This window comes from Nonomuraea sp. B19D2, from assembly GCF_040137845.1.
Taxonomy (GTDB): domain Bacteria; phylum Actinomycetota; class Actinomycetes; order Streptosporangiales; family Streptosporangiaceae; genus Nonomuraea.
In genome coordinates, this window is record NZ_JBEFAK010000072.1 from 14,113 (window position 1) to 38,323 (window position 24,211).

The window sequence follows — 24,211 nt, forward strand, 5'->3', positions numbered from 1 at the left end:
CGACCGCCCCATTAGAAGTGGTAACCGACGAACTTCGACCCGTGCCCTCACCGAACCGCACCGGTGACCGCAGAGCCGGGACCGAGTACGGATGTGAGGAACTGACGAGGTCAGACGTTAGCGAATTCGTCGTTGAATCTCGATCGATTTTTCAGGTGATCATGATCGCCTGCCGGAAGGGCTCGGCTGCGCCGGAGACCTGTGCTCCCACGCGCGGTGGGGGTGCTTGCCGCCGGCAGGGGAGGACGGAGGCGCTCGTCGAGCTGGGCGACGCGCTGAGGTGGCCCCGCAAGGAGAACCACGGGGCCACCTTCCGCGAGCACGGCATGCGGCACTACTTCGCGGGCCTGCTTTTGACCGAGGGCCGGATGCGCCGGGTCATCGGCCGCGCGTCGGCGGCTGACGACCCGCAGACGGCCCAGGAGATCGACTTGTGACAGCGAAGATCAGCGGACATAGATGTTCGGCCTGGGCGGGGTGGGCATGCCGTCGCCGAGGAAGAAGCTCGTGTGCGGCGGCTGGTTGTAGGCGGTGTTCTGCCAGGCGACCGACACCCGGTAGTGCGGGTCGTGCATCAGCGTGTAGATGCGCCGGTCGGTCGGCGTGGTCGTGGCGTGGATCCGCAGGGCCCGGTTGTCGCTCGTGGGCCAGATGACCTCCTCGCGCCAGTCGCCGAACAGGTCCGCCGACAACGACGGGGTGGCCTTGGTGCCGTTGTTGGAGTGCACGCCCGACGCGGTCAGCAGGCGGGTGTCGGCGCTGGTGCCGTACTTGTCGATCCTCGTCTGGTCGAGCAGCTCCCTGGTCGGGTCGGCGTCCCACCAGATCAGGAAGTTCATCGAGGACGGCTTGCGGCCGGCGTTGTTGCCGGTGACACTGCGCAGGTTGGCGTCGGCGGCGGACCAGAACTCGCTCGCCACCCTGACGGTCGAGATGTCGCCGGCCACGCCGCGGCCGTTGTCGCCGGTGGCGGGGGTGGACCAGAGGATCTGGCCGTTGCGCGGGTCGATGTAGAGGGAGGAGGGCTGCGAGCCCGACTCGCTCACCTTGAAGTACTCAAGGCCCGCCCTGGCCGGGTCGAAGTCGCCCAGGTGCTGGGCGTCGCCGTGGCCGGTGCCCGTGGTCCACATGCCGGTGCCGTTGTCGTTGACGGCCATGGCGCCGTACACGATCTCGTCCCTGCCGTCCTGGTCGACGTCCCCGACGGACAGGCTGTGGCTGCCCTGGCCGGTCCACTGCGAGCCCGCCGAGTTGCTGTCGAACGTCCAGCGCTTGGTGAGCGTGCCGTTGCGGAAGTCCCAGGCGGCGATCACGGAGCGGGTGTAGTAGCCGCGGGCCATGATCAGCGAGGGGCGCTCCCCGTCCAGGTACGCCGTCCCGGCCAGGAACCGGTCCACCCGGTTGCCGTACGAGTCACCCCAGGACGAGACGGTGCCGCGGGGCGGGTCGTAGTTCACCGTGGACATCGCGGCGCCGGTCTGACCGTTGAACATGGTCAGGAACTCGGGACCGGACAGGACGTACCCGCTGGAGTTGCGGTAGTCGGCCGACGCGTTGCCGATGACCGTGCCCCGGCCGTCCCTGGTGCCGTCGGCGGTCTTCATCGCGACCTCGGCCCGGCCGTCGCCGTCGTAGTCGTAGACCTGGAACTGGGTGTAGTGGGCGCCCGCGCGGATGTTGCGGCCCAGGTCGATGCGCCACAGACGGGTGCCGTCCAGCCGGTACGCGTCCACGAACACGTTGCCGGTGTAGCCGGACTGGGAGTTGTCCTTGGCGTTGGACGGGTCCCACTTGAGCACGATCTCGTACCGGCCGTCGCCGTCCACGTCGCCGACGCCGGCGTCGTTGGCGCTGTAGGTGTACGCGACGCCGTCGGGTGTGGTGCCGCCCGACGGCGGCTGGATCGGCACGTCGAGGTAGGAGCCGCCGGTGAAGCGGAGCGAGGCGGGGGAGGCGGCCTGCTCGGTCCCGCCGGCCACCGCCCTGACTGTGTACGAGGCGTCGGCGGCCGCGCCGTTGTCGAGGTGGTTGGTGGAGCCGGTGAGGTTCGAGGCGACCCTGGTGGAGCCCCGGTACACGTTGAAGGCCACGCCGTCGGGGTCGGTGCCGAGCAGCCGCCAGGACACGAGGTTGCCTGATCCCGACCGGACGCTGATCAGGCCGCGGTCGAGGTCCTCCATCTGCTTCGTGGGCGGTGCGGCCTGGGCGGGGCCGCCGCCGATCGCCAGGGCGAGGACCGCTGCCATGCCGGCCAGTCGTAAACGCACGTTGCTGACTCCCTTCGCGGCAAGCGCTTTCCCGAAGCCCCGAAAAAAGAAAGTTTCATCGCGGGATCCGGCCGTGGGTTAGCGCTGACACGGAAATGCCGAAAAGGAGGGCTCCCCTGGTGAGGGCCCGACCTGCGGGAATGGTCACGGGACTCTCCTCGTCGGCGGCGGGGGCGCCCTGCCCCGCGCCGCGCGGTATTAAAGCCGCCGCCTCTTACACCCGCAAGCCCCCGGAGTCAGGTCAGGGCGTCCAGTGCCCGGTCGACGTCGTCGGCGGTGTTGTAGACGTGGAAGCTGGCGCGCACCTTTCCCGCCCGTACGGCCGCGCGGATCCCGGCCGCCGCCAGCCGCTCGCCCGGGGCGTCCACGGAGACGATGGCGGTGCCGGACGGCTCCAGGCCGAGCCCGGTCCTGAACCGGTTGGCGAGGGCGACGTCGTGGTCGCGGATCCGTTCGATGCCGAGCTCGTTGAGCAGCTCGATGGCCGGGGCGGCGCCGACGTACGAGAACCAGGCCGGCGACAGGTCGAACGCCCGCGCGTCCGGCGCCAGCCGCAGCGGCGGGCCGTAGTAGGAGCCGCCCTCGTCGGCCCCGCCGTACCAGTTGGCGGCCAGCGGGCGCATGCGCTCGCGCAGGCCGGGCGACAGGTAGCCGAACGCGGCCCCGCGCGGCGCCATCAGCCACTTGTACGCGGCGCAGGCCAGCGCGTCGATGCCCGCGATGCCGATGGGCAGCCAGCCGCAGGCCTGGGAGCCGTCGACGATGACGAGCGTGTCATGGGCTCGGGCGGCCTCGACGATGTCCTGAAGCGGCGCGACGTACCCCGTGGCGGACTGGACGAGGCTGAAGGCGACGGCGGCGGTGGAGCCGTCGATCGCGTCGGCCAGGCGGTCGGCGGGGACGGTCTCGACCTCGGCGGCCACCGCCCACGGGAACAGGTTGCTGGTGAACTCGATCTCCGGCACCACGACGCGCGCGCCCGGCGGGAGCGCCGTGGCCACGATGGACATGATCTGGGAGACGGTGGAGCTGACGGTGATGTCACCGGCCGGGGCGCCGATGAGGCGGGCGAAGGCCTCGCGGGAGCGGCCCACGGAGGCGTCCCAGGGTCTCCAGTCGCTGCTGCCGTGCCGCCAACCGGTCAGGGCGGCTTGGAGCTCTTCGAAGGCGTGGCGAGGGGGCAGGCCGTAGGAGGCGGTGTTGAGCCAGCCGGGGTCGGCGTCCCAGAGCTTGCCCGCCGAGGCGATGTCCATGTGATCAGCGTAGGTCGCTCGGGGCGGATTGACACAGTGCGGGGCTTGGGGCGTTCGGCGGTGGTTGCCGCAGCGCGGGCCGGTCGTTCGCGAGCCTTGGGCGTTCGGCGCGGGCGGTGTGCGCGTTGCCACAGTGCGGGCGGCAGGCCGTGACGCTCGCCCGTGGCGCGGGCGGCGAGCTCCGCCAGCGGTTCGCTCATCTCGCGGAACACCCGATCGAGGCGGCGGCGGGGCGGCGCAGTGCGGCCGGCGCGCACGTGCCCTTCACGGCCTGCTCGACGTAGTAGGGGCCGGCGAGTTGACGATGCCGGTGATGTGGCGGCTACGCATCACATGGCGGGGTGCGGGCGGACCTCAGCTCGGCATGGCGGCTTGGCGGAACTGGCTCCTCAACTTTCGACGTCGTCGGCCACGGTGGAAGTCGGGGTATTGAGGATGCCGTCGAACGCGTCGAAGACGGGGGTGTGCAGGTAGGCGCTTTGTATCCGGATGCGGTCGGGGCCAGGGGTGAGACCGGCGTCACCGGGGACCTCTTGGCGTGCCTGGCGAAGATCGGCGATGCTGAGCCCCAGGTCGGCATCGGCGAAGGCGACTTCGACGCTTCCCGGCTCGGGCGCCTCCAACGCGGTGTTGTCGATGGCGAAACCGAAGCGCGCGTTCTCGTCGGGGCGCATATCGGCTGTGTGCCCGGTGGTGCTCGTCAGGCCGAGGGCGAAGTACTCATCGCCGAGAACGCGGTGCAGGTGCTGCCCCATCGGGAGCCCCGTGAGGTGACCGTTGAAGGAGATCGGCACCTTCTGGATGTGGGCGTTGTGGGCCGCCAGCACGACCCGGGTCCCAGGTCCAAGGCGCTCCAGATGCCACAGGACGGACCCGGCCATGTAGACGTCGCGGGCCGAGGTGTCGGCGGTCAGCCCGTTTCCGGCGTAGAGGCCGGCCATGGCGCGGAAGCCGTAGTCGGCGTGGCAGGCCCCTTCGAGGCGACGCCGGGCGATGTCATAGCTGCGCTGGTCACCGCGGGAGAGGTACAGCGCTTCGACGGCGCGGAACCGGATGAGCAGGCGCATCAGGATAGCGCTGAGGGCGTCCTGTTCGGCGGTGGCCAGGCGGGTCCAGGCCGGTGCGGCCGAGGCCGCGGAGGCACCGGCGAACGATTCGGCGATCCGCATCGCCGTCTGGATCGCCGGCAGGGTTTCGGGATCGATCTGGCGCAGGTAGTCGGCGACCGGGGCCAGGGCGGGAAGCAAGGACCCACCGGCTGCCGGGATGTCGATCCCGGCGAAACGCACCGGCTTCGAGGCCGTGGCGTTGTGTCGGCGCATCCAGCGCAGTGGCTCATCGACTCCCACGGGGATCGCCGCGGCGAGATGGGCCGACAGATCATCGTCCGTACCCTCCCCCTGGGCCCAGGCGTCAAGGGGGAAGCCTTCGCTGAAGCCGTACTCGAAGGCCAGGACGGTGAAGCCGCAGTGTTCGACCAGGAACCGCAGGATGCGCCGGCGCATGAGTGAGAACTCGCTGATGAAGTGGGAGTTCTCACCGATCGCGACGACGCGGGCTCCGCCGACGACGTCGCGTAGCGGCTCCAGGTCATGGAGCGGAGCCTCAGGATCGAGGTGGGTGAGCGGGATGGCATGGCCGCGAAGCCAGCCGGCGAAGGGGTTGTGGTGGGACGAAGCGGGCATGCTGACAGCTCGATTCTGGTGCTGGAATATGGATGGCTCATTGACGCGGGCGCGGGGCACCGCCTGCCGGGGGGCCACTGGAGCTCGGCGACCTGATGGCGAAGACTCTCCCGGCCTCACCGCGCGTGGCGTCTCCCGAAGAGAGGCGGCGGAGTGATGGGGAACGGGTGCCGACGGTTGGGAAGGTTTCGCAGGCCGAAGCCCGGCCTTCGTGAAGCCGGTTGTCCTGTGCTGGTCCCGTTCAGCGGCCCGCCGCCCTGCTGAGCGGCGGGCCCAGACATATCTACACCGCCTGCGCGGCAGCCGCTTTCTCCAGGTCGTCGATGCTGCCGGACATGATCGTGCGGATGTGCTCGCTGATGTGCTGGAGCGGCCAGTCCCACCAGGCCAGAGCGAGGAGGCGGTCGATGTCCGCATCGCTGTGGCGGCGGCGGATGAGCCGGGCCGGGTTGCCGCCGACGATGCCGTAGTCGGGGACGTCGTCGACGACGACGGAGCCGGAGGCGACGATCGCTCCGTGGCCGATGCGGACGCCGGGCATCACCATGGCCCGGTAGCCGAGCCAGACGTCGTTGCCTATCACGGTGTCACCCCGTCCGGGCAGGCCGGTGATGAGGTCGAAGTGCTCGGCCCAGGAACCGCCCATGATCGGGAAAGGGAATGTCGAGGGGCCGTCCATGCGGTGGTTGGCGCCGTTCATGATGAACCGCACGCCCTCGCCCAACGCGCAGAACTTCCCGATGACCAGTTTCTCCGGCCCGTAGTGGTACAACACGTTACGGGTCTCGAAGGCGGTCGGATCATCCGGATCGTCGTAGTATGAGAATTCCCCGACCTCGATCAGCGGCGAGGTGATCAGGGGCTTCAGCAGCACCAGACGCGGCTGTTCGGGCATGGGACGCAGCACGGTCGGGTCGGCGGGAACAGGCGACATCACGAATCGTTTCCTTCCTGAAGCTGACTGCGGGCCTGAAAGACGTCAGGCCCGCGGCGCGGTAAGCCGGAGTCGCCTGCTCGGCAGGATGGGCGTCGTGCAGGCGCCGACACAGCAGGCGATCACGCTGACGATGAGAGTGCCGTCGTAGCCGGCCAGGGCGGCTTCCAGGTCCTCGACGAAGGCGAGCGAAAGATGGTGGGTGGGTTCGTCGAGCAACAGAACCTCTGACGGCTGTCTGAACAGGCGCGCCAGGGCGAGACGCCACTGCTGGCCGGTGGACAGCCGGCCAACCGGCATCGTGAGCCGGCCGCGGTCGAACAGGCCGGGGGACAGCAGTCGCTCGGTGTGGTCCGCGCGTCTCCCGCCTGTCCACGGGCGTCCGGTGGCAGCCCCCGTCCCGGGCGGGATAGCCGACCCTGCCGTCGGCGTGGAGGACAACCTCGCCCTGATCGGGCCGCTCACATGCGGCGAGCAGGCGGCGCAAGGTGGTCTCGCCCCATCCGTTCTCGCCGATGATCCCCGTTCGCTCGCCCGCGACGAGCGAACACTTCACCGAGTCAAGGGCGAGTCTGCTGTCGAAGGACCTGCTGACAGCGAGCGCGGTGATCTGCGTGGGCATGCGAGCACTCCAGAACATTCGAGAACGGGGCGACCGTCAAAGGCCGCACGACGGGGCGAACGCTTCGGAAGAACATCGATAACTCCACTAGTGCGACGATTGCTGCATTAAGATACTGGCATGACGCCGTCCACTGAGCAAACCGGATGACCAGCGATGACTCCCCCAACACCACGACCGGAGGACGCCCGGCCAGCGCCACCGACCCGGCGCCGCCCCGGTGGCCGGACTGCACGTATTCGTACGCAGGTACTCGACGCGGTCCTCGCAGAGCTTGGCGAACGTGGTTATGACGGGCTCACCATGGACGCGGTCGCCGCGCGCGCGGGCGTGCACCGCGCAACGGTGTACCGGCGTTGGGGGGACGTCGGCGGCTTGCTCGCCGACGTCCTCGACGCGACGGGCGAGGACGACTGGCAACCCCCGGACACCGGCTCGCTGAAAGGCGACCTGGCAGCACTGAACCATGAGATCCAGGCAGCCCTGACTGCGCAGCCGCCGATCGTCGCAGCCCTGATCGCCGCTTCATTCCGCTCCGAGAAAGCCGACCGCGCCCAACGGCGGCTCTGGGAGGACCGGTACGCCCGGTGCGAGATCATCGTCACCCGGGCGACCCGGCGCGGCGAACTCCCGCCGCACACCGACGCTCGGCGACTGCTCATTGCCGCCACCGCGCCGGTGTACCACCAGCTGGTGCTTCTCCGCATGCCGCCCGACCCGCACCTGCCCGACCACGCGGCCAGAACCGCCGTCCTCGCCGCGTCCATCGGAGCCTTCGCGTCGGTTGGCGACGCCTGACGGGACCCATCGTCTCGCCTCCCGCCCCGACGTCGGAGGGCCGTGGCGCCTCGGCTGCTTGAGCTGCACGTGTCCGGCCCCCTGTTTCAGGGATCGGCAGGAGTCGTAGATGGCCCTCCGTCCGGGTTCTCATGCCACCCAGGACCGAGGCGAAGGCGACCCCGGGTCAGAGGCGGGCCGGTTGGACTTCCGTGATCGCTTCTGGAATCCGATCAGATGACCAGGGCCGTCCAGCCTTGGCCGAGAAGTAGGCAGGCCGCGGCAGCAGCCAGCTGCACCGGGGGAGGGCCTGATCCGCCGCTCACGCGGAGAGTGGGCGCGCGGCCTGGCGTCGACTGGGTAAGTCCACCACATTGAAGCTCTTGACCTCAAGCAAACTTAAGGTTCTATCGTGATCTTCATGAGCACAACGGACATTGCTGAGCAGACCAGCCAGGCTGATATCGAAGCGATCGAGCAGGTGGTGGCCACGGTCGAGCACACCCAGAACAACGAACTCCCCGACGAATTCGTTGCGCTGTTCCGAGCTGACGCGATCTGGACAACAGGCAGTGGCAAGCGCCTCTTCGGCCGTGATGCGATCTCGACGTTCACGCACCAGGTGCTTCCCGGAGGGATGCAGGGCGCGACGGTCACGTTTGAGGTGGAACATGTGCTGTTCATCCGTCCCGACGTCGCAGCCGTGAAGGTGCGTCAGGTCTACTGGACGTCCGACGGAACGGAGGTGGGCACGCCGCTGTTCGTCATGGCAAAGGAGGGTGGGCGGTGGCTCCTGACCGCCTGCCAGAACACCAGCGTTCTCGGCAGCGACTGACCGCATTCGACGGCGCGCACCTCCAGCGACAAGCCGCACGCCAGGCCGCCAACCCGCACACCAAGACCCCGTCAGCCTCATGCTGCCGGGGTCTTCTCCCGCCACCACATCCTCACGTTGAAATGACGCGTTCGTCCTCATCTTGAGTGTCCGGGAACACCTGCCGACGAACGACCGATCCTGATCAGATATCCGCGGCTGGGTGGTCAGGTGTAGTTGGCAGCCGAAGCATTGGTGCCGTACCCGTACACCTTCAGCTGGTACCTCTCGCCGTACAACCCGTAGACCTTGCGGTTGCGGGCGTCGCCGACACCGTGCGCGACCACTACACCGGTGTCGAGATCCTTGAGCCACCACTCGGTGTAACGAGCGATCTGGTCCACGTCGATGAGAACCCAGTGCTGCGAATTGTGCGCCTCGATAGCCCGGCAGTACTTGGTCAGTTTGATCCCCGTGATCGGGTTGATATCGCAGCGAACTTTGTCATATCCGGCAGCGGAGGCCGGCTCCGCCATTGCCGAGGCCGCCACGGTCATCGCCGCCAGAACTCCTATGAACTTCCCAGCACGCATCAGGCGTCCCTTCTCGTAGTGCCTCCAACTCGGGGCTCTTGTCCGAGTTCCAGGGCTCTCCCTGGGGCGCCATCGTCCTTGACGTCTGTCATAGACGCGTCATAACGATGATCAACCGGATCGGGGCAGATCCTGCAGGCGAACATCCGGCAGCGGGAGGCGCTGGACCGCCCGCCGCGGCCGCGGTTCGTCTCGTGCGCCAGGCCCGGGCCGCCGGCCTGGACGGCGACGGCATCTGCGACTACGTCAGGGATCGAACTCCAAAGCGGCGGTCGGGTCGGTGGGGCCGTCTCGTCAGGGCGCGCTGGGGAAGGCGGGGTCACTCGGCCGGGGCGAGGTCCTTGATGAAGACGATCCCGTCCGTCGTGTCCACCTGGCCGGGGTCCAGGGCGAAGTAACCGTGGTTGGCGGAGGTGCGGACAGTCAGCTCGGCGTCTCCGATGGCCGTGCTCAGGCGCCTGGAGTCGACGAGGTAGTGGTTCTCCGGGAGGGAGGCGTGCAGGACGCCCTCCAGGGTGTCCGGCGGGGGAGCGGCGAGGCCGAGGTGGGGCGCCGCGCCCAGGGCCGAGGCGATGAAGGCGTACTCGGCGCCCACGTGCGCGGCGACGATCGCGCCGGCGCTCCACCACTCCAGCAGCAGGTCGCCGCCCGGCCAGCCGGCCGTCCGCCAGACGCTCTTGTCGCGCTGGAGGTGGCGGTTGTGGGCGTGGACCAGCACCGGGCCGTACGGCGGTGCGATGGCCAGAAGGTTCTCGGCCATCATCGTGTCCCGCAGCGCCATGAGACGCGCGACGCGGGCCGGCGACGGGTCGGCCATCCCCGCGTGGTAGCGGAGCAGGCCCGTGGCCGTGCGCCCGTGCAAGCAGGCCCGCCACCACGCCTCCCGTGAGGTGGCGGCCATCAGGCGCGGCGACTCGGCCATGAGCAGGGCCACGAGGTCGTCGGCGATGAGGCGGAGCGAGACGGCGGCGGCGGACCTGCCGATGGACCGGGCGGGGTCCATGGTCGCCGCGGGCTCGGTCCACAGGGCGTCGACGCCGAGCAACCGGTCGAGGTCGTCAAAGGGCAGGACGTCGAGATGGGCGGCGAGGTAGCCGTGCAATCCGGCGAGCGCCCGCCGGGGGCTGCCGGGACCGGCGATCTCGAGCGGGCCGTCGAAGCCGAAGAAGCGGATCCGCTCGGCCGCCGGCCGGTCGCGGTTGCAGGACCGCATCCACGCCACGAGCTCCCGGTTCGCGGCCGACTCGCCGAACCCGTGGCTGAAGCCGCGCCGCATGACGTCGTCGAGCTCCCCCACGCCCTTCGTGACGTATTCGTCGACGATCAGGCCCGCGAGGCAGTCACTCTCGATCGCGATCGACCGGTACCCCTCGTGCTCGACGAGATGCCGGAAGATCTCGTTGCGCTGCCGGGGCAGCGACTCCTCGCCGTGCGTGGGCTCGCCGAGCCCGAGGAGGCGGGGCGGCTCCGGGAGGGACCGGAGGAGCTTCGTGATCGAGGCGCCCTCGAAGGGCCAGGCGCAGTCAAGGATCGCGGATGCCATACCTTCAACCGTATCGTTGAACCTTATGTGTAAACTTTGCCAATGCCACGCGAACGACTCCGACCCGTGGACCTGGCACGCGAGCACGGTCTGTCCACGCAGGCGATCCGGAACTATGAACAAGCGGGCATCCTCCCGCCCGCGGCGCGCACGCCCAGCGGCTACCGCGCCTACACCCCTGCCCACGCGCGGGCCCTGCGCGCGTTCCTCGCCCTGATGCCCGGCCACGGGCACCAGACGGCCACCTCGATCATGCAGGAGGTGAACAGCGGCGCGGTCGAGCAGGCCCTGCGGCTGATCGACGAGAGCCACGCCCAGCTGCTCGAGGACCGCCGCACGCTGCTGGCCGTTGAGCGGGCGCTGCGCGATCTGACGTCCGAGGACGGACCCGGCCCCCTGGAACGCCCCGAGCCCGGCGGCGTCACCTTCATCGGCCCCCTGGCCAGAAGGCTTGGGATCAGGCCCGCGACCCTGCGCAAATGGGAGCGCGCCGGGCTGGTCGATCCGCGTCGCGACCCTCAAACCGGCTACCGGGTCTACGCTGCCGCCGACGTGCGGGACGCCCGGCTGGTCCACCAGCTCAGGCGCGGCGGATACCTGCTGGAGCAGATCGCGCCGCTGCTCGCCCAGGTTCGCGCCGCCGGAGGGCTGGCGCCCCTGGAGGCCACCCTGCGCGACTGGCACGCCCGGCTGTCCGCGCGCGGCCGCGCCATGCTGGCCGGCGCCGCCGAGCTCGACGCCTACCTGCGCGACCCCGCCCCGCGCAGCGGCGAATCGGAGGATTAGCTCTGTTTATTAATCCGCTGCGCCAGGCAGACGGGATGACGCCATGGATGCATATGTGCTCGGCTTCCACGACATCGACAAGACGCTGCTCCCCCCTGGTCGGCGGCAAGGGGGCCAATCTCGGCGAGTTGTCCGCCGTCGAGGAGGGCGACATCCTCGTCACGGTCTTCACCGGCCCGAGCTGGTCGCCGCTGTTTGTCTCCGTCAAGGGCGTCGTGATGGAGGTCGGGGGAGTGATGACCCACGGCGCGGTGGTCGCCAGGGAGTACGGGCTGCCCGCGGTCGTCGGCGTCGAGAACGCCACCCGGCGCATCCAGGACGGGCAGCTCATCCGCGTCAACGGCACGGAGGGGTCCGTAGAACTGCTCTGACCTGGTAAAACGCGGGCGGTCCCGGGCTTTCTGGGGCCGCCCGTTCGTGTGTCCGCAGGCATCTTGACCCTCCTTGACAGATCTCAGCTCTGGCCGGTGCGGGCGCCGCGGTCGCCGCCGCCGACCTCCTTCCGGGCGTGCCGTACCGCATGGACGTGCGCGACCCGCGCGACGTCGAGGACGCCGTCGCCGCCGTGGAACGGGACCTCGGACCGATCGGCATCCTCGTCAACATCGCCGGCGTGCTGCTGCCGGGGGCCGTGGCGGAGACCGACGACGACCGCTGGCGGCAGAGCTTCGCCGTGCTACGCCGCGTCGAAGGCGGCGGCCTGCATGTTCACCCGCTGCCTGGGCCTGGAGGTGGCCGGGCACGGCATCCGCTGCAACGTCGTCTCGCCCGGCTCGACCGACACCTGCACGGGCCGGTCGGCCGGGATGCCAAGCAGTCGCCAGAACTCCTCGACAGCCTGCGTGACCCAGGTCATCGCCTGGGACTCCTTCTGATCAGAGGTTCCCCGGATTATGATTCTCGTTGCCGCTGTTGACCCGGAGTGATGCGCTGAAGACATGCCTTGATAGTGGGTCGTGAGCGCGTCCGGGGGATGCCCACCGACCCTGGTAACCGCGACTGGCGCTCTGGGAGGCCGTACGCCAGGCTGCCGGCAACCTCCTCCTGCCGGCCCGCGCGGCGTCCGTAGCGTCGGGGTCTCGGGACGGCCATCACAGGCCATCGATTCCGCGATCGCCAAACGGGTGACGAATGGATCGCGTACTGTCACCTTCGTGACTAGCCCGCCCGCTTCCTCGCACGACCCGCTCGATGTCGTCGTCGATGCCAGCCAGCGCTGGGCCGCCTACCGGGAACCGCCGGCCCGCCAACTCGGCGAGACCACCTTGGGCGATGGTCTGGGACGGCGAACGCTGCTTACAGCAGCCGCGTCCCTGGCGGCGTCCGGCCTTGTCGGCTGCTCATCGGCCGAGGTGCGGAACGAGATGCACACGGCGGCGCCCGCATCCCGCACAGAACCGGCTCCTGGCGCACCGAAGGCTGCTTACCAACGGCTGATGGAGGGCAACAGACGCTGGGTGGCCAACGCACTCCAGCATCCGGATCGCGATCCCACACGCCGGGAGTTGCTGGCCACCAGCCAGCAGCCCTACGGAGCGGTGCTGTCATGCATCGATTCCCGGGTGCCACCCGAGCTTGTCTTCGACACCGGCCTGGGTGATCTGTTCGTCATGCGCAGCGGCGGGGCGGCTGTGGGGCCCGTCATTACCGGCTCCGTCGAGTACGGGCCAATGACCAGCGGAACTCCGCTGATAGTCGTACTTGGCCACCAGCGGTGCGGCGCGGTCTCCGCCGCGTACAGAGCCCTGCGGGAAGATAAGCCGCTGCCGGGCAACCTCCAGGCGATCACGGAGGCTCTGCGTCCGGCGTACGAACAGGCCGTACGGGAAAGCAGCGCCGATCCCGCCGAGACGATGGCCAGAGCCCAGGTGAAGCTGACCGCGAACGCCCTGCGCAGCAATCGAGACCTCGCGCCGCTGGTGGCCGAGGGAGTCCTGGCTGTGGTCAGCGCGTACTACTCCCTAGACACAGGCCAGGTCGAGATTCTGAACGGCGCACCTGCCTGAACAGCCCTCAAACCCGAGAGTCTCCCGGCACGCGCCGAGCTGACCGCTGGACCCCGTCCGCGCTCAACGACGCCACCGCGCTGCTGGCGGACCTGCTTGCGGCCGGCCAGCGCCACGGCGTCACCGCCGCCGACTGGAACGAGGACGGGGAGAACCATCTGACGCAGGCCGTCGCGAGCCGAGCGAGCGCTCGCCGCGCCTGCAACTGGACCCTCTGGGCGCCAGGTTCGCCGAGTACCGCGAGGCGGTGGGTCTGCCGCCGGAGATCGGCCTGCATCGCCTGCGGCACTCCTACGTCACTCACCTTATTGAGGGCGGTTACGACCCGCTATTCGTCCAGTACCAGGTCGGGCACTCATATGCGTCGACGACGGCGCTATACACCTCGGTGTCGTCGGATTTCCGCAACCGCGTCCTGCGGCAAGCACTCGGCCGCACCATCAGCCGCGCCCTGAACCGTCCAGGCCAGGGAGGCAAACCGTGACCAGCCGCCTGAACTTCCACTGGCACCAGCTGAAACACCTTTGCGTGCTGGCCGGGCGAGCTGTGATCATGCCGCTCATGGGCTGAGCCTTCTGCCGTAGTCATGAACGACGCCAGCGCGCTATCCCGTGAACTCCGTCCTCCTTGGAGGGTTGATCATGTCGTCCGAATCCGTGGAAGCCGTGCTTGTCATCATCGACCAGGACGGTGCCGTGCTGTGCGACATGGCCAGCGGCAATCCGGCGCTGCCGCGGATGCGGTTCGACGGCAGGTGGCCACCGATGGACAGCGAGCTGACCGATCGCGTTCGTCGCGAACTCGGGCTGACCACGGTGGTCCTGGAGCCGTTGGACTTCACGACAGTGGTCCTGCTGGCGGCGGACCGGGCGCGGCCGGTCTCCGCCGATGGGTTCGCGTGGCACGGCCACGATGCGGTGACCGGGCAGAGCCTGGTACTCGACCGCCGGGCGGCGCGATCCCGGCCGCCCGCCTCCGACTGGTTCAGGCCCGGCTGGTTCGAGCGAGCCGAGTCCTACATCGACGGGGAGATCAAGGCTGCCGGTCGCGTGCGGCTCGGTCCGAGCCGCCAGATCAAGCACTGGAGCATGTCCGCCGTGCTCCGCACGCCGACTGACCGGGGTGACATGTACCTGAAAGCGGTCCTGCCGAGGCTGGCTCACGAACCGGACATCACTCGATACCTTGCGTCCTTGCGCATCGCGCCGTTCGCCACCATCACCGCGATCTCACCCGATGACCGCTGGTGGCTGGCCGAGGACTTCGGCGGTGTGGACGGCTGGGCGGTCTCCAAAGAGCAGCGTCGCGCATGCCTGACACAGCTGGTCATGGTGCAGAAGGAGACCATTCACCGCGGGGACGAGCTGATCGCCGTGGGGTGCGTCCCGCTCACCCCGACCTCGCTGGCCGACGACGTGCGGTCAACCCTGGCCCGCGACGACATCTGGCGGGCGCCCAAACTTGTGAAGAACCTGGACCGGGCGCTGAGCGGCGAGGAGGCCGACCGGCTGCAGGCACTGACCCCGTATCTGGTCGAGTGCGCCGAGCGACTGGACGAGGCGGCCATCCCGGCGACGATCGTCCACCGCGATTTCCATACGGGCAACGTGGTCGTGCGCGACGACGAGATCCTGCTGCACGACTGGAGCTTCGCCACCATCACGAACCCGCTGTTCGATCTGGCCTCATGGCTGCACGACGCGTCCGAGCCGGACGCCGCGACCTACCTCGACGCCTTCTTCGCCGCCTGGGCCGACACCGTCGCTCCGGAACGGATGCGCAGCGCATGGCGCGTGGCCAAGCCGCTCGCCGCAGTGGTGGAGATCATGAAGCTGATCGAGCTGGCCGACATCGTCGGACCGGATCACGACTTCAACTGGCTACCGATGACCTACGGCTGGGGGCGGCGGCTGCTGCACGCGGCCACCGACCCCAACCTGACCATCAACGGGTGGCGAAAGTAGGGCTCATCGGTCGCGCTCGGGGATCACTCGACGCCCGGGACCGACGTGCAGCCAAGGCCGGGGACATGACCTGACTTCGTCCCCGGTCCTCCGAAGACGCCTTCCTCGACGGCAACTCATCGGAGTCGAATAGCGCGGGTTACCGGTTGCTACCTGCGGAAACACTTCTTCGCTGGTTATCGCGTCGGGTCGTGCCGGAATCATCCCCCGCCGTTCCGACCGAAACCCGGTCTCCAGCGGCAGGCGCTTCACGGGGTGCCGGTAAGAAGCGGTGTAGAGGATAGGAAGGCCGCTAGTCAAGGAATCAGTACGCCTGGCCAGTGCGTCTTTGTGCGATGAGCCGGGGATGAGGCTCCCCCACAGTGTTCCGGGGGTCCGGACCGACACATCATCGAGGGGAACCAGCGAATGTTCAGCACCAACACGGGTCGTCGCATGCTCAGAAGAGCGAGTATGGCCCTGGGATTCGTCACCGTCCTGTTCACCGGCGCCGTGGCGCTGGCCGGACCGGCGTCGGCGGCCACCGTCACCGCGCAACTCGACAGCGGCAGGATCCTCGTCAACGGCAGCTCGGTGGACGACGGGATCGAGATCAAGCTCAACGCGACGGGCACCGTGGTGACCATCAGCAATACGCTCGGCTCGGCTGCGGCCGGTTCTGGATGCACGCAGGCGGGGGGCGAGGCGGAGTGTCCGACCGGTGGGATCAATCGCGTCGACGTGTTCGCGGGGGACGGCAACGACGCGATCCGCAACAACACGAGCCTGCCGAGCACGCTCTCCGGCGACAACGGCATCGACACCGTCAACGGCGGCTTCGGCGCCGACATCCTGTTCGGCGGTTTCGGTGACGACACGCTCAACGGCCGCGGGGGCAATGACCGCCTGATCGGCAGTATCGGCACCGACACGCTCAACGGCGGTGCCGACACCGACCGCTGCGACGGCGAAGTCGAGACCAACTGCGAGCTTTAGGCGCCCACACGACCGCCCCGCCGGATGGACCGGCGGGGGCGGTTTGCCGTTCGTCGCGGCCTCGCCTGCCCAGCATTGACCAGGCACGTCACAGCAAGATCAACATCGTTGGGGCTCATGACACGCTCGGCTCCGATCGCAGGAACAGCGCAATCTCTCCAGCTGTTCGTCCAGTTCGCGCCCGGCCGCCCGACGCCAAACTTCCTCCGGGCGGAGGTGACCGACGAATGACCAGGGCCGCTACAGCCGCTACGACCGGAAGGCGGTAGAAGCCTTCCAGGCCGAGACCGCCAGGCATACCCGGACGCGGTCTGTCACGCGAAGGACAGCGCGCCAGCAGAGCTCAGTACCACCTCTGATAGTCGCCGTCGTTGCTCGGGGAAAGGTAAACCGAACCTGCCCAGTTGCTGTCGAGGTTTTGTTCCGACTCCCATTGGATGATGTGACCGGAGGGGCTAAACAGTCTCCATTTCTGGTAATCGCCGCCATTGCAGCTGAGCGTGTAGACCCTGCCGGTGGCTGAGGTGCCGTCGAGACATTCCTGGCTCCACGAGTTCACCAGGGATTTGTAGTTCTCCCCGCCAACCCAAGTCCAGGTCTGGGTGGGGCCGTAGTGGCACGGATTTGTGAAGACGTGACCATCCCGACCCTGCTCCAGGCATCGGCCTGTTTCCTGGTTCCTGACGTAGCCAGCGGCCCGGGCTCCGATGTTCGCCGGCTCCATGGTGAAGCCGGACTCAGCCAGCGTTGCCTGGGCGGCCGGAATCTCAGTGATCGGTGCGGCGACCGCGGCACTTGCTGGCGTGGTCGCCAGTCCGGTGCCGACGGCCGCGGTGGCCATGACAGCCATGCTCATCAGCGCGGTGCGAATTCGGTTACGCATGCGGAGGTGAACCTTTCTTTCGGCGGGCCGGCATGAGGTCGAGCCGTCCCTTTCTACGGAAAGTCGGCCCACTCACTGCCGCAGGAAGAAATCACGCGCCGCGAGACTTGTACGTCCTGGCTTAACCGTGCCGCTCAGGGCCTTGTGTGACCGCTTGGCGGCATGCTGTGACGGCGATACCGACGCGTACGGGGGGCGGATGCACAGGATTCACTTCACGGCCGACGACCTGCCGCGGGTGCGGGTGGCGCCGACGTTGGGTCCCATGGCCGAGACCCTGTTCAGCCTGATTGCGCTGCGCGGGCGGGCGGAGGAGACGATGTTCGGTGCGTGGCGGCGTCGAGTGCGCGGTGCCCTTGATGCGCGGTTCGCGGTACTGGCCGCCATCGCACCCGCGCGACTGCCGTACTTCGACATGGCCATTCTCGCGGGACAGAGCCGCGACCTGGCCGAGAGCGGCGAGACCTTCCTGGCGAGCCCCCGGCAGGCCGTCCGGGCGGAGCTGGACTTCTACGCCGGCGAACACGGCCGAGTGCCAACGGCGCTGGCCGGGCTCGCCGACACCCTTGCCGTTCGGCGGGAGGTGCTGTCCACGGTGGAGGCGTACCATCGGGCTGCTGTCGGCCCACATTGGGGGCGCATTCGTACGCACCTCGAGGCAGAGCGCGCCAAGCGCGGCACGATCCTGCTTGATCGCGGTGTCGACGGTCTCCTGTCCAGCCTGCACCCGAGCATCCGGTGGAAGTCGCCGACCCTCTACGTCAACGCCGGCGACCAGTTCGACGCCGACTTCACCCTCGATGGGCGGGGGCTGCTATTGGCGTCATCGTTCTTCCACCGAACCCCATCGGTGATGTTCGACCCGAACGATCCCGCCGACTGCATCGTGATCTACCCTGCCAGCCTCGGCGTCGACCATGCCGCTGGCATCTGGGCGGGCGGCACATCGACGCGGGCGCTCGCCAACCTCCTCGGCCGCACCCGCGCCTCAGTGCTCACTGCCATCGCCGACGGTGTGCCCACCACCGGCGCCCTGGCCCGCCGCCTGGACATCTCCTCGGCGGCCATCAGCCAGCACACCGCCGTTCTACGCGAGGCAGGCCTGATCACCACACGCCGGCACCACAGCAGCGTACTGCACTACCCCACCCAGACCGGTCTGACCCTCCTCGACCGGCACGACACACTCCACCCGACTCCCTGACGCCAGACGGACGGCACCGAGCGCCGGGCCCCGGCGCTCGCCAGTTCGGGTCGTGCTCGAACTCGGGCGGCCGTTCACCGCCGCCCGCGCGGAGGCCGCGGGCGACAAGGCGGCGTGACCAACGCGTGCTCGGCCGCGCGAGCCAGCGGGCTCCCCGCGGTTGAGGTGATGCCAAGCGTGCGGGCGCCGCGCCACTTGCGCACGCCCCCCACGACAACAGGTGAGATCTACGTTGTAAAGCAGGATACATCGTACAATCCCCCCAAATCGACCCGTCGCACGCCGCTCATCCCGCCGCACAGGGCCGTCTCCGTCCCGCGACCGCCACGCGGCGCTCCTGGCGCGACGCCTGACAGCGGCCGGGTGAAGGCGCTCGCGGGACGGCTTGGTCAGCCGGCCCTCGCGTTCTCCTTCTTGCGGGCGTACCAGGTGGCCAGCCAGAGGATCAGGCCGAGCGCGAGCAGCACGCCCGCGATCTCGTACTGGCCTGCGGGACGCCCGGAGGACCATGGCAGGACGAGATACAGGCAGGTGATCGCGCCCACCACGGGCAGGACGCGCCCCGCGCTGAAGTGCTCGGTCGCCGCCTTTTCCCTGCGCAGGACGAGAACGGACACGTTGACCAGCGCGAAGACCGCCAGCAGGAGCAGCGACGTCGTTCCGCCCAGCAACGACACGACCGGGCTGTCGGGGCTCAGTGAGACGAACGTGATCAGCCCGAGGGCGATCACGGTGGTGAACACGATCGCCCCCTGCGGCGTGCGCCGCCCCGGGTGCACCTTGGCCAGGAAGGGCGGCAGCACGCCCTGCTTGCCCATGCCGTACAGCAGCCGGCTGGCCATCAGCATGTTGATCAACGCCGAGTTCGCCACGGCGAACATCGAAATGAACGGCAGCAGATCGGCGATCGGGAAGCCGGGGGCTGCGGTCTGCACCACCGTCGCGAGCGGGGTCTCGCTGTCGGAGAGTTGCCCGACGGGGACCACGGCGACGGCGCAGATGGACACAAGCACGTAGATCAACCCGGTGATCCCAAGCCCGGTGAACATCATGCGGGGGAAGATCCGGGCCGGATTCTTGGTCTCCTCAGCCATGTTGACCGAGTCCTCGAACCCGACCATGGCGAAGAAGGCCAGCGACGTCGCCGTGCTGACCGCCAGGAACACGCTCTTGTCGGAGGCGGTCTCGAAGGCGACGACGCGGGAGAAGTCGGCGTTCCCGCCGAGGATGAAGTACAGGCTGATCAGGATGACGATCAGCAGACCTGAGAGCTCGACCGCGGTGAGCAGGACGTTGATCTTGACGCTCTCGCCGACGCCGCGGAGGTTGACGGCCAGGACGAGAAGCATGAACGCCAGCGCGATCAGCAGGATGACGCCGTTGCCGACGTCCAGGCCGAAGCCGGTGGCGAGGTTGGCGGCGAAGGCCCGAGACGCTGCCGAGGCCGAGGTGATGCCGGAACACATCACCGCGAAGCACACCAGGAACGTCAGGAGGTGTTTGCCGAAGGCCTTATGCACGTACAGCGCGGCTCCGGCGGCCTGCGGGTATTTGGTCACCAACTCCAGGTACGAGCACGCCGTGATCAACGCGACCGTGAAGGCGACGGCGAACGGCAGCCAGGCGGCGCCGCCCACCTCACCGGCGACCTCGCCGGTGAGTGCGTAGATCCCGGTGCCGAGAATGTCGCCGATGATGAACAGCAGCAACAAGCCCGGCCCCATCACCTGCTTCAGACTCGGCTCGCCGCCGCCGCTGGTCTCTTCGGCTGCACTGGGGGGTCTGGTCTGCGACATGCGGTAGTCATTCTCACTGCGAGCTGAAGGGAAACCGATGAAGTCGGTACGTCCCACGCCGGGGACCGAAGCTGCCCCTGCGCGGCAGGTCCGTCGCTGGTGTACCTAGGGCGTTCCAGTTGGCGGGCAGCACTCTCCCCAGCCGAGCGTGGAGCCGGCCGGCCGCGCGGACGGGAAGACGCAGGTAATCGCGGTGACCGACGAGGCGGGGCGATAATCGCCGCATGATCCAGGACCGGCCGGTCGGCGAGCTGCTGCGCGAGTGGCGGCACCGCAGCGGGCTCAGCCAGTTGGATCTGGCGATCCAGGCGGAGGTGTCCGCCCGGCACGTCAGCTTCGTGGAGACGGGACGGACCATCCCCAGCAGCGCCATGGTGCTGCGTCTGGCCGAGCACCTGGGCGTCCCGTTGCGGGAACGCAACCGCCTGCTGGTCGCGGCCGGGCACGCGCCCGTCGTGCGGGAGCGGCCGCTGGACGATCCACATCTGGCCTCGGGCCGGGAGGTCCTGGAGCAGATCCTGCGGGTGCACGAGCCGTATCCGGCGCTCGCCGTGGACCGTCGCTGGAACCTGTTGCTGGCCAACGTCCGCGCCTACCTGCTGCCCCGGCTCGCCCGCCAGGTGGCACGGACCGGAGATGCGGAGCTGAGCGCACTGTATGAGGAACTGCTGTCGTACGGTCCGGAAGGTGACTCGGCGCCGCCTTCGACGTCACGCTGGAAGAGATCGCCGTCGAGGCGTACTTTCCCGCCGATGACGACACCACCCGCTTCTTTCGGACACAAGCGTCGCATCGTTTTGGGGCTGTGCATCCTCACCCGGCGACGGGGAGTTGATGGACGTGCAGGCGTTCGGACAGCGCCCGGTATCCGATGCGCATCTCGATACGGGCGAGTTGCTGCCCGAGGCACTGGTGGATGCCGTGCCCGAAGGCCAGGTGCCCGGCCGCCTGGACGGGGCAGGTCCAGGTTGTCCGGTTCGTCGTAGAGTGCGGGGTCCCGGTTGGCGGCGGGCAGCGAGATCGTGACGGTTTGGCCAGCGGCGATCAGGCTGCCGTCGAGCTCCGCATCTTCCAGGGCCGTGCGAACTGTGCCGAGGTGCAGCGCGGGCGGGCCGCTGCCGCGGACGAGGTCGCCGGGATGGATCATGATCCAGCGGGTGACGGGGCGGGGTGGCGGTGCGAACGTACGCGAAACGGCCGACCCGGGAGATGAGGAAGAGCCAGCCCGGCAGGACGACGGCGCCTTGTTCGACGCCGCCGAGGCGGCCGGGGTGGCCGCGCAGGCGCCGTCGCATCTGCGCAGCCACCCGCACGAGATCAAGGTGACGCTGCCGGCCGCCTACCTGTTCTGCCGGGGCCGGGAGATCACCGGCGCGCTGGTCGACCTGCTCATCGCCACGGTGCACCGGATCAACGCGCGTGCCGAGACGAAGGTCGTCGGCGACTTCGTGGCCGGGTTGAAGCGTGTCCTGCTCACCAGGTGACCGGGAGTTCGTGAACGCCGTAGATGACGGCGTCGGTCTTGAACGGCAGGTCCTCGGCCGGTGCGGCGAGCCGCAGGGTGGGGATGCGGCGGAACAGCGTGTCGAAGACGATCTGCAGCTCCATCCGGGCCAGGTTCTGGCCGAGGCACTGGTGCGGGCCGAATCCGAAGGCGAGGTGGTGGCGGGCCCCGCGCTCGACATCTAGTCCGGCTGGATTCTCAAATACCGAGGGGTCCCAGTTGGCCGACAGGCTCGAGACGATGACGCCTTCGCCGGCCTTGATGCTCACCCCGCCGATCTCCACGTCTGCGGTGGACACCCGGGAGGCGACCCCGTCGGCGATGGTGAAGTAGCGCAGCAGTTCCTCCACGGCCATGGGTGTCCTGCCTGGGTCGGCCGTGATCAGGGCCAGTTGCTCGGGGTGGGAGAGCAGCCCGACCACGCCGAGCGAGATCATGTTCGCCGTGGTCTCGTGTCCGGCGGTCAGCAGCAGGAACGCCAGGCTCACCAGGCCCGCGTGGTCGAGGGTGCCCTTCTGGCGTTGCCGGGCGATCTGCCGGCCGAACAGGTCGTCGCCGGGTTCGGATTCCTTGCGGGTGATGAGATCGTCGATGTAGGCGCGCAGCTCGGCCAAGGCTCGCTGGCGGTCTTCCAGCGAGGTCCGGCCCACCATCATGGCGGTGCGGCTCTGGAAGAAGTCGTGGTCGGTGTAGGGCACGCCAAGCAGTTCGCAGATCACCAGTGAGGGCACCGGCAGGGACAGCGCCCGCACCAGGTCGACCGGGCGCCGGTCAGCGGCGAGCAGGTGGTCGATGAAGTGGTCGACGATGTCCTGGATCCGCGGGCGCAGCGCGGCCAGCCGCCTCACGGTGAACTCGCCGATCACCGGACGCCGGGCCGCGGAGTGTTCCGCGCCGTCCATGCCGAGCATCAACGGCGGCTGGCTGCGGAGCTGCTGCAGGGTCGCCGCATCGAGGGTGAAAAGCGGGAAGCCGTCCTTGCGCTTGTCGGAGGAGAAGCGGCCGTCGGCGAGGACGGCACGGGCCTCCTCATGCCCGGACACCCACCACGCTTCGCCGCCGCTGGTCAGGCGGACCTTGTTGATCGGCGCCTGCTCGCGCAGCCGCTCGTAGGCGGCCGGTGGGGCGAACGGGCAGCCCCGCTCGACCGGCAGTTCCAGGCCGGCGAGTTCGCCGGCGACGTTCTTCGTCATGAATAACCTCCTAGAAAGAGATCTGGTGGGGTTTGCTCGGGGCCGTTCGGGCTGGTTCTGCGGTGAACATCGACGGCGGAACAGCCACGGCTGACCAGGCACCGCGTCCGGCGGTGGCCGCCGGGAAGAACGTGGCCGGGGTCTGCAGGGCGATTGCGACCCTCAGGAACGTGTAGCTGCGGTGTTCTGAGGTCGTCTGTGTGGTCATGGTGTCGCCACCCCTTGTGCCGTGTGGCGGTGGACAGGTGGTGCCTGGGTAGTCCGGCGTGTTCATCTGAGGGTGAGCGGGGTTTCGGCTTCGAGGTGGGTCAGCTTCTTCGGGTTGCGGACGTAGTAGAGGCCGGTGATGCGGGCGTCCTCAACACGGATCGCGATGACGCCGTCGATCTCGCCGTCCACGCGGACGAGGAGGGCCGGGCTGCCGTTGACCACGGTGGGGTCACCGGTGAGCGCGACTTGGGCCTTGCCGAGGCCGCCGACGATGAAGCGGGCCACCTTGTCGGCGCCGATGATCGGACGCGGCGCGGCCTGCTTGACGCCACCGCCGTCGCTGATGACCACGACCTCGGGGGCGAGCACGTCGAGCAGACCCTGCAGGTCCCTGGTTTCGAGCGCGCGCTGGAACGACGCCAACACCGCCCGGGCCTCGCCGGGGGAGACCGCCTCGCGAGGGCGGCGGGCTTCGACGTGGTGTCGGGCGCGGTGGGCGATCTGGCGGACGGCTGCGGGGCTCTTGCCGACGGCGGCCGCGATCTCGTCGTAGCCGACATCGAAGACTTCGCGCAGCACGAAGACGGCGCGCTCGGTCGGCGACAGCGTCTCCAGGACGAGCATGAGCGCCATCGACACGCTCTCGGCGAGCTCGACGTCCTCGGCCACGTCCGGGGTGGTGAGCAGCGGCTCGGGCAGCCAGGGGCCGACGTAGGCCTCCTTGCGGCGCTTCATGGTGCGTAGCCGGTTGAGCGACTGCCGGGTGGTGATCCGCACCAGGTAGGCGCGCTGGTCGCTCATCCGCGCCATGTCGACCTTCATCCAGCGCAGCCAGGTTTCCTGGAGGACGTCTTCGGCGTCGGTGGCCGAGCCGAGCATCTCGTAGGCGACAGTGAACAGCAGGTTGCGGTGGGCGATGAACGCCTCGGTGGCGCAGTCCGTGCGCTCGCCGCGAGCGGGCGGCTCGGCTGGGTCCGTGGTCCGCTCGCTGCGCTCGCTCATGCCTTGCTCCTGCCTGTTGGTTCTCCAGGGTGTGACGATCCTGCTGGTTAACTCGCGACACGCGGTTGTAGGTTCGTGACCTGAGTCTTTGGCGTCCGGGATCATGCGGTGCGCGGCCGGGTTTCCCCCTCCTCCCGGTCGTGGATGGAGTGGTCGGTGTCGATGCAACCCCGGTCCTGGCCGGAACCGGACCCGGTGTC

Annotated in this window: 23 protein-coding genes and 5 pseudogenes; 14 read left to right on the forward strand and 14 right to left on the reverse strand. The window is 68.8% G+C overall.

What is annotated here, in order from left to right; genetic code table 11:
• The first annotated feature begins 161 nt into the window (after positions 1 to 161).
• Complete coding sequence (locus ABN273_RS54985; protein WP_349457743.1) at positions 162 to 437, forward strand: hypothetical protein; 276 nt, start codon at positions 162 to 164, stop codon at positions 435 to 437.
• A gap of 9 nt (positions 438 to 446) precedes the next feature.
• Here ABN273_RS54985 and ABN273_RS54990 read toward each other — a convergent pair whose 3' ends face one another.
• A complete protein-coding gene (locus ABN273_RS54990; RefSeq protein ID WP_502911324.1) occupies positions 447 to 2,267 on the reverse strand; it encodes a rhamnogalacturonan lyase in 1,821 nt (606 codons plus the stop codon).
• A 236-nt stretch (positions 2,268 to 2,503) separates the two neighbouring features.
• Positions 2,504 to 3,520 (reverse strand): aminotransferase class V-fold PLP-dependent enzyme, encoded by a 1,017-nt coding sequence (locus ABN273_RS54995; protein ID WP_349457744.1) that lies wholly within the window; start codon positions 3,518 to 3,520, stop codon positions 2,504 to 2,506.
• Between the two features lie 149 nt (positions 3,521 to 3,669).
• Here ABN273_RS54995 and ABN273_RS55000 point away from each other — a divergent pair, with 149 nt between their 5' ends.
• On the forward strand, positions 3,670 to 3,804 hold the full coding sequence (locus tag ABN273_RS55000; RefSeq protein WP_349457745.1) for a hypothetical protein: 135 nt from the start codon (positions 3,670 to 3,672) through the stop codon (positions 3,802 to 3,804).
• A gap of 105 nt (positions 3,805 to 3,909) precedes the next feature.
• Here the strand turns inward: ABN273_RS55000 and ABN273_RS55005 are convergent, their stop codons facing one another.
• The 4 genes and pseudogenes from ABN273_RS55005 to ABN273_RS60085 all read right to left on the reverse strand — a co-directional run.
• Positions 3,910 to 5,205, reverse strand: coding sequence for an erythromycin esterase family protein (locus ABN273_RS55005; RefSeq protein WP_349457746.1), 1,296 nt, complete (start codon positions 5,203 to 5,205; stop codon positions 3,910 to 3,912).
• 283 nt (positions 5,206 to 5,488) lie between these two features.
• Positions 5,489 to 6,139: a CatB-related O-acetyltransferase gene (locus ABN273_RS55010; RefSeq protein WP_349457766.1), complete on the reverse strand. Its 651-nt coding sequence runs from the start codon at positions 6,137 to 6,139 to the stop codon at positions 5,489 to 5,491.
• A gap of 45 nt (positions 6,140 to 6,184) precedes the next feature.
• Positions 6,185 to 6,604, reverse strand: a complete 420-nt coding sequence (locus ABN273_RS55015) for an ATP-binding cassette domain-containing protein (protein WP_349457747.1) — start codon at positions 6,602 to 6,604, stop codon at positions 6,185 to 6,187.
• A 25-nt stretch (positions 6,605 to 6,629) separates the two neighbouring features.
• Positions 6,630 to 6,779: pseudogene (locus ABN273_RS60085) on the reverse strand (hypothetical protein); the annotation flags it as partial.
• 138 nt (positions 6,780 to 6,917) lie between these two features.
• Between ABN273_RS60085 and ABN273_RS55020 the strand changes: the two are divergent.
• Complete coding sequence (locus ABN273_RS55020; protein WP_349457748.1) at positions 6,918 to 7,559, forward strand: TetR/AcrR family transcriptional regulator; 642 nt, start codon at positions 6,918 to 6,920, stop codon at positions 7,557 to 7,559.
• A 400-nt stretch (positions 7,560 to 7,959) separates the two neighbouring features.
• Positions 7,960 to 8,373, forward strand: a complete 414-nt coding sequence (locus ABN273_RS55025; RefSeq protein WP_349457749.1) for an SgcJ/EcaC family oxidoreductase — start codon at positions 7,960 to 7,962, stop codon at positions 8,371 to 8,373.
• A gap of 206 nt (positions 8,374 to 8,579) precedes the next feature.
• Here the strand turns inward: ABN273_RS55025 and ABN273_RS55030 are convergent, their stop codons facing one another.
• Both ABN273_RS55030 and ABN273_RS55035 read right to left on the reverse strand, forming a co-directional pair.
• Positions 8,580 to 8,945 carry a hypothetical protein gene (locus ABN273_RS55030; RefSeq protein ID WP_349457750.1) on the reverse strand — a complete coding sequence of 122 codons (366 nt, stop codon included), beginning with the start codon at positions 8,943 to 8,945 and terminating at the stop codon, positions 8,580 to 8,582.
• 319 nt (positions 8,946 to 9,264) lie between these two features.
• On the reverse strand, positions 9,265 to 10,488 hold the full coding sequence (locus ABN273_RS55035) for an erythromycin esterase family protein (protein WP_349457751.1): 1,224 nt from the start codon (positions 10,486 to 10,488) through the stop codon (positions 9,265 to 9,267).
• A gap of 42 nt (positions 10,489 to 10,530) precedes the next feature.
• Here ABN273_RS55035 and ABN273_RS55040 point away from each other — a divergent pair, with 42 nt between their 5' ends.
• From ABN273_RS55040 to ABN273_RS55070, 7 genes and pseudogenes are all read left to right on the forward strand, one after another.
• Positions 10,531 to 11,274 carry a TioE family transcriptional regulator gene (locus ABN273_RS55040; protein ID WP_349457752.1) on the forward strand — a complete coding sequence of 248 codons (744 nt, stop codon included), beginning with the start codon at positions 10,531 to 10,533 and terminating at the stop codon, positions 11,272 to 11,274.
• A 128-nt stretch (positions 11,275 to 11,402) separates the two neighbouring features.
• Positions 11,403 to 11,645 carry a PEP-utilizing enzyme gene (locus ABN273_RS55045; RefSeq protein WP_349457753.1) on the forward strand — a complete coding sequence of 81 codons (243 nt, stop codon included), beginning with the start codon at positions 11,403 to 11,405 and terminating at the stop codon, positions 11,643 to 11,645.
• A gap of 149 nt (positions 11,646 to 11,794) precedes the next feature.
• Positions 11,795 to 12,149, forward strand: a pseudogene (locus ABN273_RS55050) (SDR family NAD(P)-dependent oxidoreductase).
• 279 nt (positions 12,150 to 12,428) lie between these two features.
• Positions 12,429 to 13,280, forward strand: a complete 852-nt coding sequence (locus ABN273_RS55055) for a carbonic anhydrase (protein ID WP_349457754.1) — start codon at positions 12,429 to 12,431, stop codon at positions 13,278 to 13,280.
• A gap of 214 nt (positions 13,281 to 13,494) precedes the next feature.
• On the forward strand, positions 13,495 to 13,764 hold the full coding sequence (locus ABN273_RS55060) for a tyrosine-type recombinase/integrase (protein ID WP_349457767.1): 270 nt from the start codon (positions 13,495 to 13,497) through the stop codon (positions 13,762 to 13,764).
• 157 nt (positions 13,765 to 13,921) lie between these two features.
• On the forward strand, positions 13,922 to 15,244 hold the full coding sequence (locus tag ABN273_RS55065; RefSeq protein ID WP_349457755.1) for an aminoglycoside phosphotransferase family protein: 1,323 nt from the start codon (positions 13,922 to 13,924) through the stop codon (positions 15,242 to 15,244).
• 453 nt (positions 15,245 to 15,697) lie between these two features.
• Complete coding sequence (locus ABN273_RS55070) at positions 15,698 to 16,219, forward strand: calcium-binding protein (protein ID WP_349457756.1); 522 nt, start codon at positions 15,698 to 15,700, stop codon at positions 16,217 to 16,219.
• A gap of 343 nt (positions 16,220 to 16,562) precedes the next feature.
• Here ABN273_RS55070 and ABN273_RS55075 read toward each other — a convergent pair whose 3' ends face one another.
• Positions 16,563 to 17,102 carry an RICIN domain-containing protein gene (locus tag ABN273_RS55075; protein WP_349457758.1) on the reverse strand — a complete coding sequence of 180 codons (540 nt, stop codon included), beginning with the start codon at positions 17,100 to 17,102 and terminating at the stop codon, positions 16,563 to 16,565.
• A gap of 199 nt (positions 17,103 to 17,301) precedes the next feature.
• Between ABN273_RS55075 and ABN273_RS55080 the strand changes: the two genes are divergently transcribed.
• Entirely contained in the window at positions 17,302 to 18,306 is a 1,005-nt protein-coding gene (locus ABN273_RS55080; protein WP_349457759.1) for an ArsR/SmtB family transcription factor, read from the forward strand.
• Between the two features lie 389 nt (positions 18,307 to 18,695).
• Here ABN273_RS55080 and ABN273_RS55085 read toward each other — a convergent pair whose 3' ends face one another.
• Positions 18,696 to 20,102 (reverse strand): APC family permease, encoded by a 1,407-nt coding sequence (locus ABN273_RS55085; protein WP_349457760.1) that lies wholly within the window; start codon positions 20,100 to 20,102, stop codon positions 18,696 to 18,698.
• A 224-nt stretch (positions 20,103 to 20,326) separates the two neighbouring features.
• On the opposite strand from ABN273_RS55085, the pseudogene ABN273_RS55090 reads away from it, so the two are divergent.
• Positions 20,327 to 20,470: pseudogene (locus ABN273_RS55090) on the forward strand (helix-turn-helix domain-containing protein); the annotation flags it as partial.
• 445 nt (positions 20,471 to 20,915) lie between these two features.
• On the opposite strand, the gene ABN273_RS55095 reads toward ABN273_RS55090, so the two are convergent.
• Both ABN273_RS55095 and ABN273_RS60090 read right to left on the reverse strand, forming a co-directional pair.
• Positions 20,916 to 21,140 (reverse strand): cytochrome P450, encoded by a 225-nt coding sequence (locus ABN273_RS55095; protein WP_502911325.1) that lies wholly within the window; start codon positions 21,138 to 21,140, stop codon positions 20,916 to 20,918.
• Positions 21,118 to 21,249, reverse strand: a pseudogene (locus ABN273_RS60090) (hypothetical protein); the annotation flags it as partial. The pseudogene ABN273_RS60090 and the gene ABN273_RS55095, both read right to left, overlap by 23 nt.
• Positions 21,250 to 21,376: 127 nt before the next feature.
• On the opposite strand from ABN273_RS60090, the pseudogene ABN273_RS60095 reads away from it, so the two are divergent.
• A pseudogene (locus tag ABN273_RS60095) lies at positions 21,377 to 21,571 on the forward strand (hypothetical protein); the annotation flags it as partial.
• 4 nt (positions 21,572 to 21,575) lie between these two features.
• On the opposite strand, the gene ABN273_RS55105 reads toward ABN273_RS60095, so the two are convergent.
• Both ABN273_RS55105 and ABN273_RS55110 read right to left on the reverse strand, forming a co-directional pair.
• The gene (locus tag ABN273_RS55105; protein WP_349457762.1) at positions 21,576 to 22,799 is read right to left on the reverse strand and encodes a cytochrome P450; all 1,224 of its coding nucleotides are present in this window, start codon (positions 22,797 to 22,799) and stop codon (positions 21,576 to 21,578) included.
• A 270-nt stretch (positions 22,800 to 23,069) separates the two neighbouring features.
• Positions 23,070 to 24,011 (reverse strand): RNA polymerase sigma-70 factor, encoded by a 942-nt coding sequence (locus ABN273_RS55110; RefSeq protein WP_349457763.1) that lies wholly within the window; start codon positions 24,009 to 24,011, stop codon positions 23,070 to 23,072.
• Between the last annotated feature and the right edge of the window lie 200 nt (positions 24,012 to 24,211).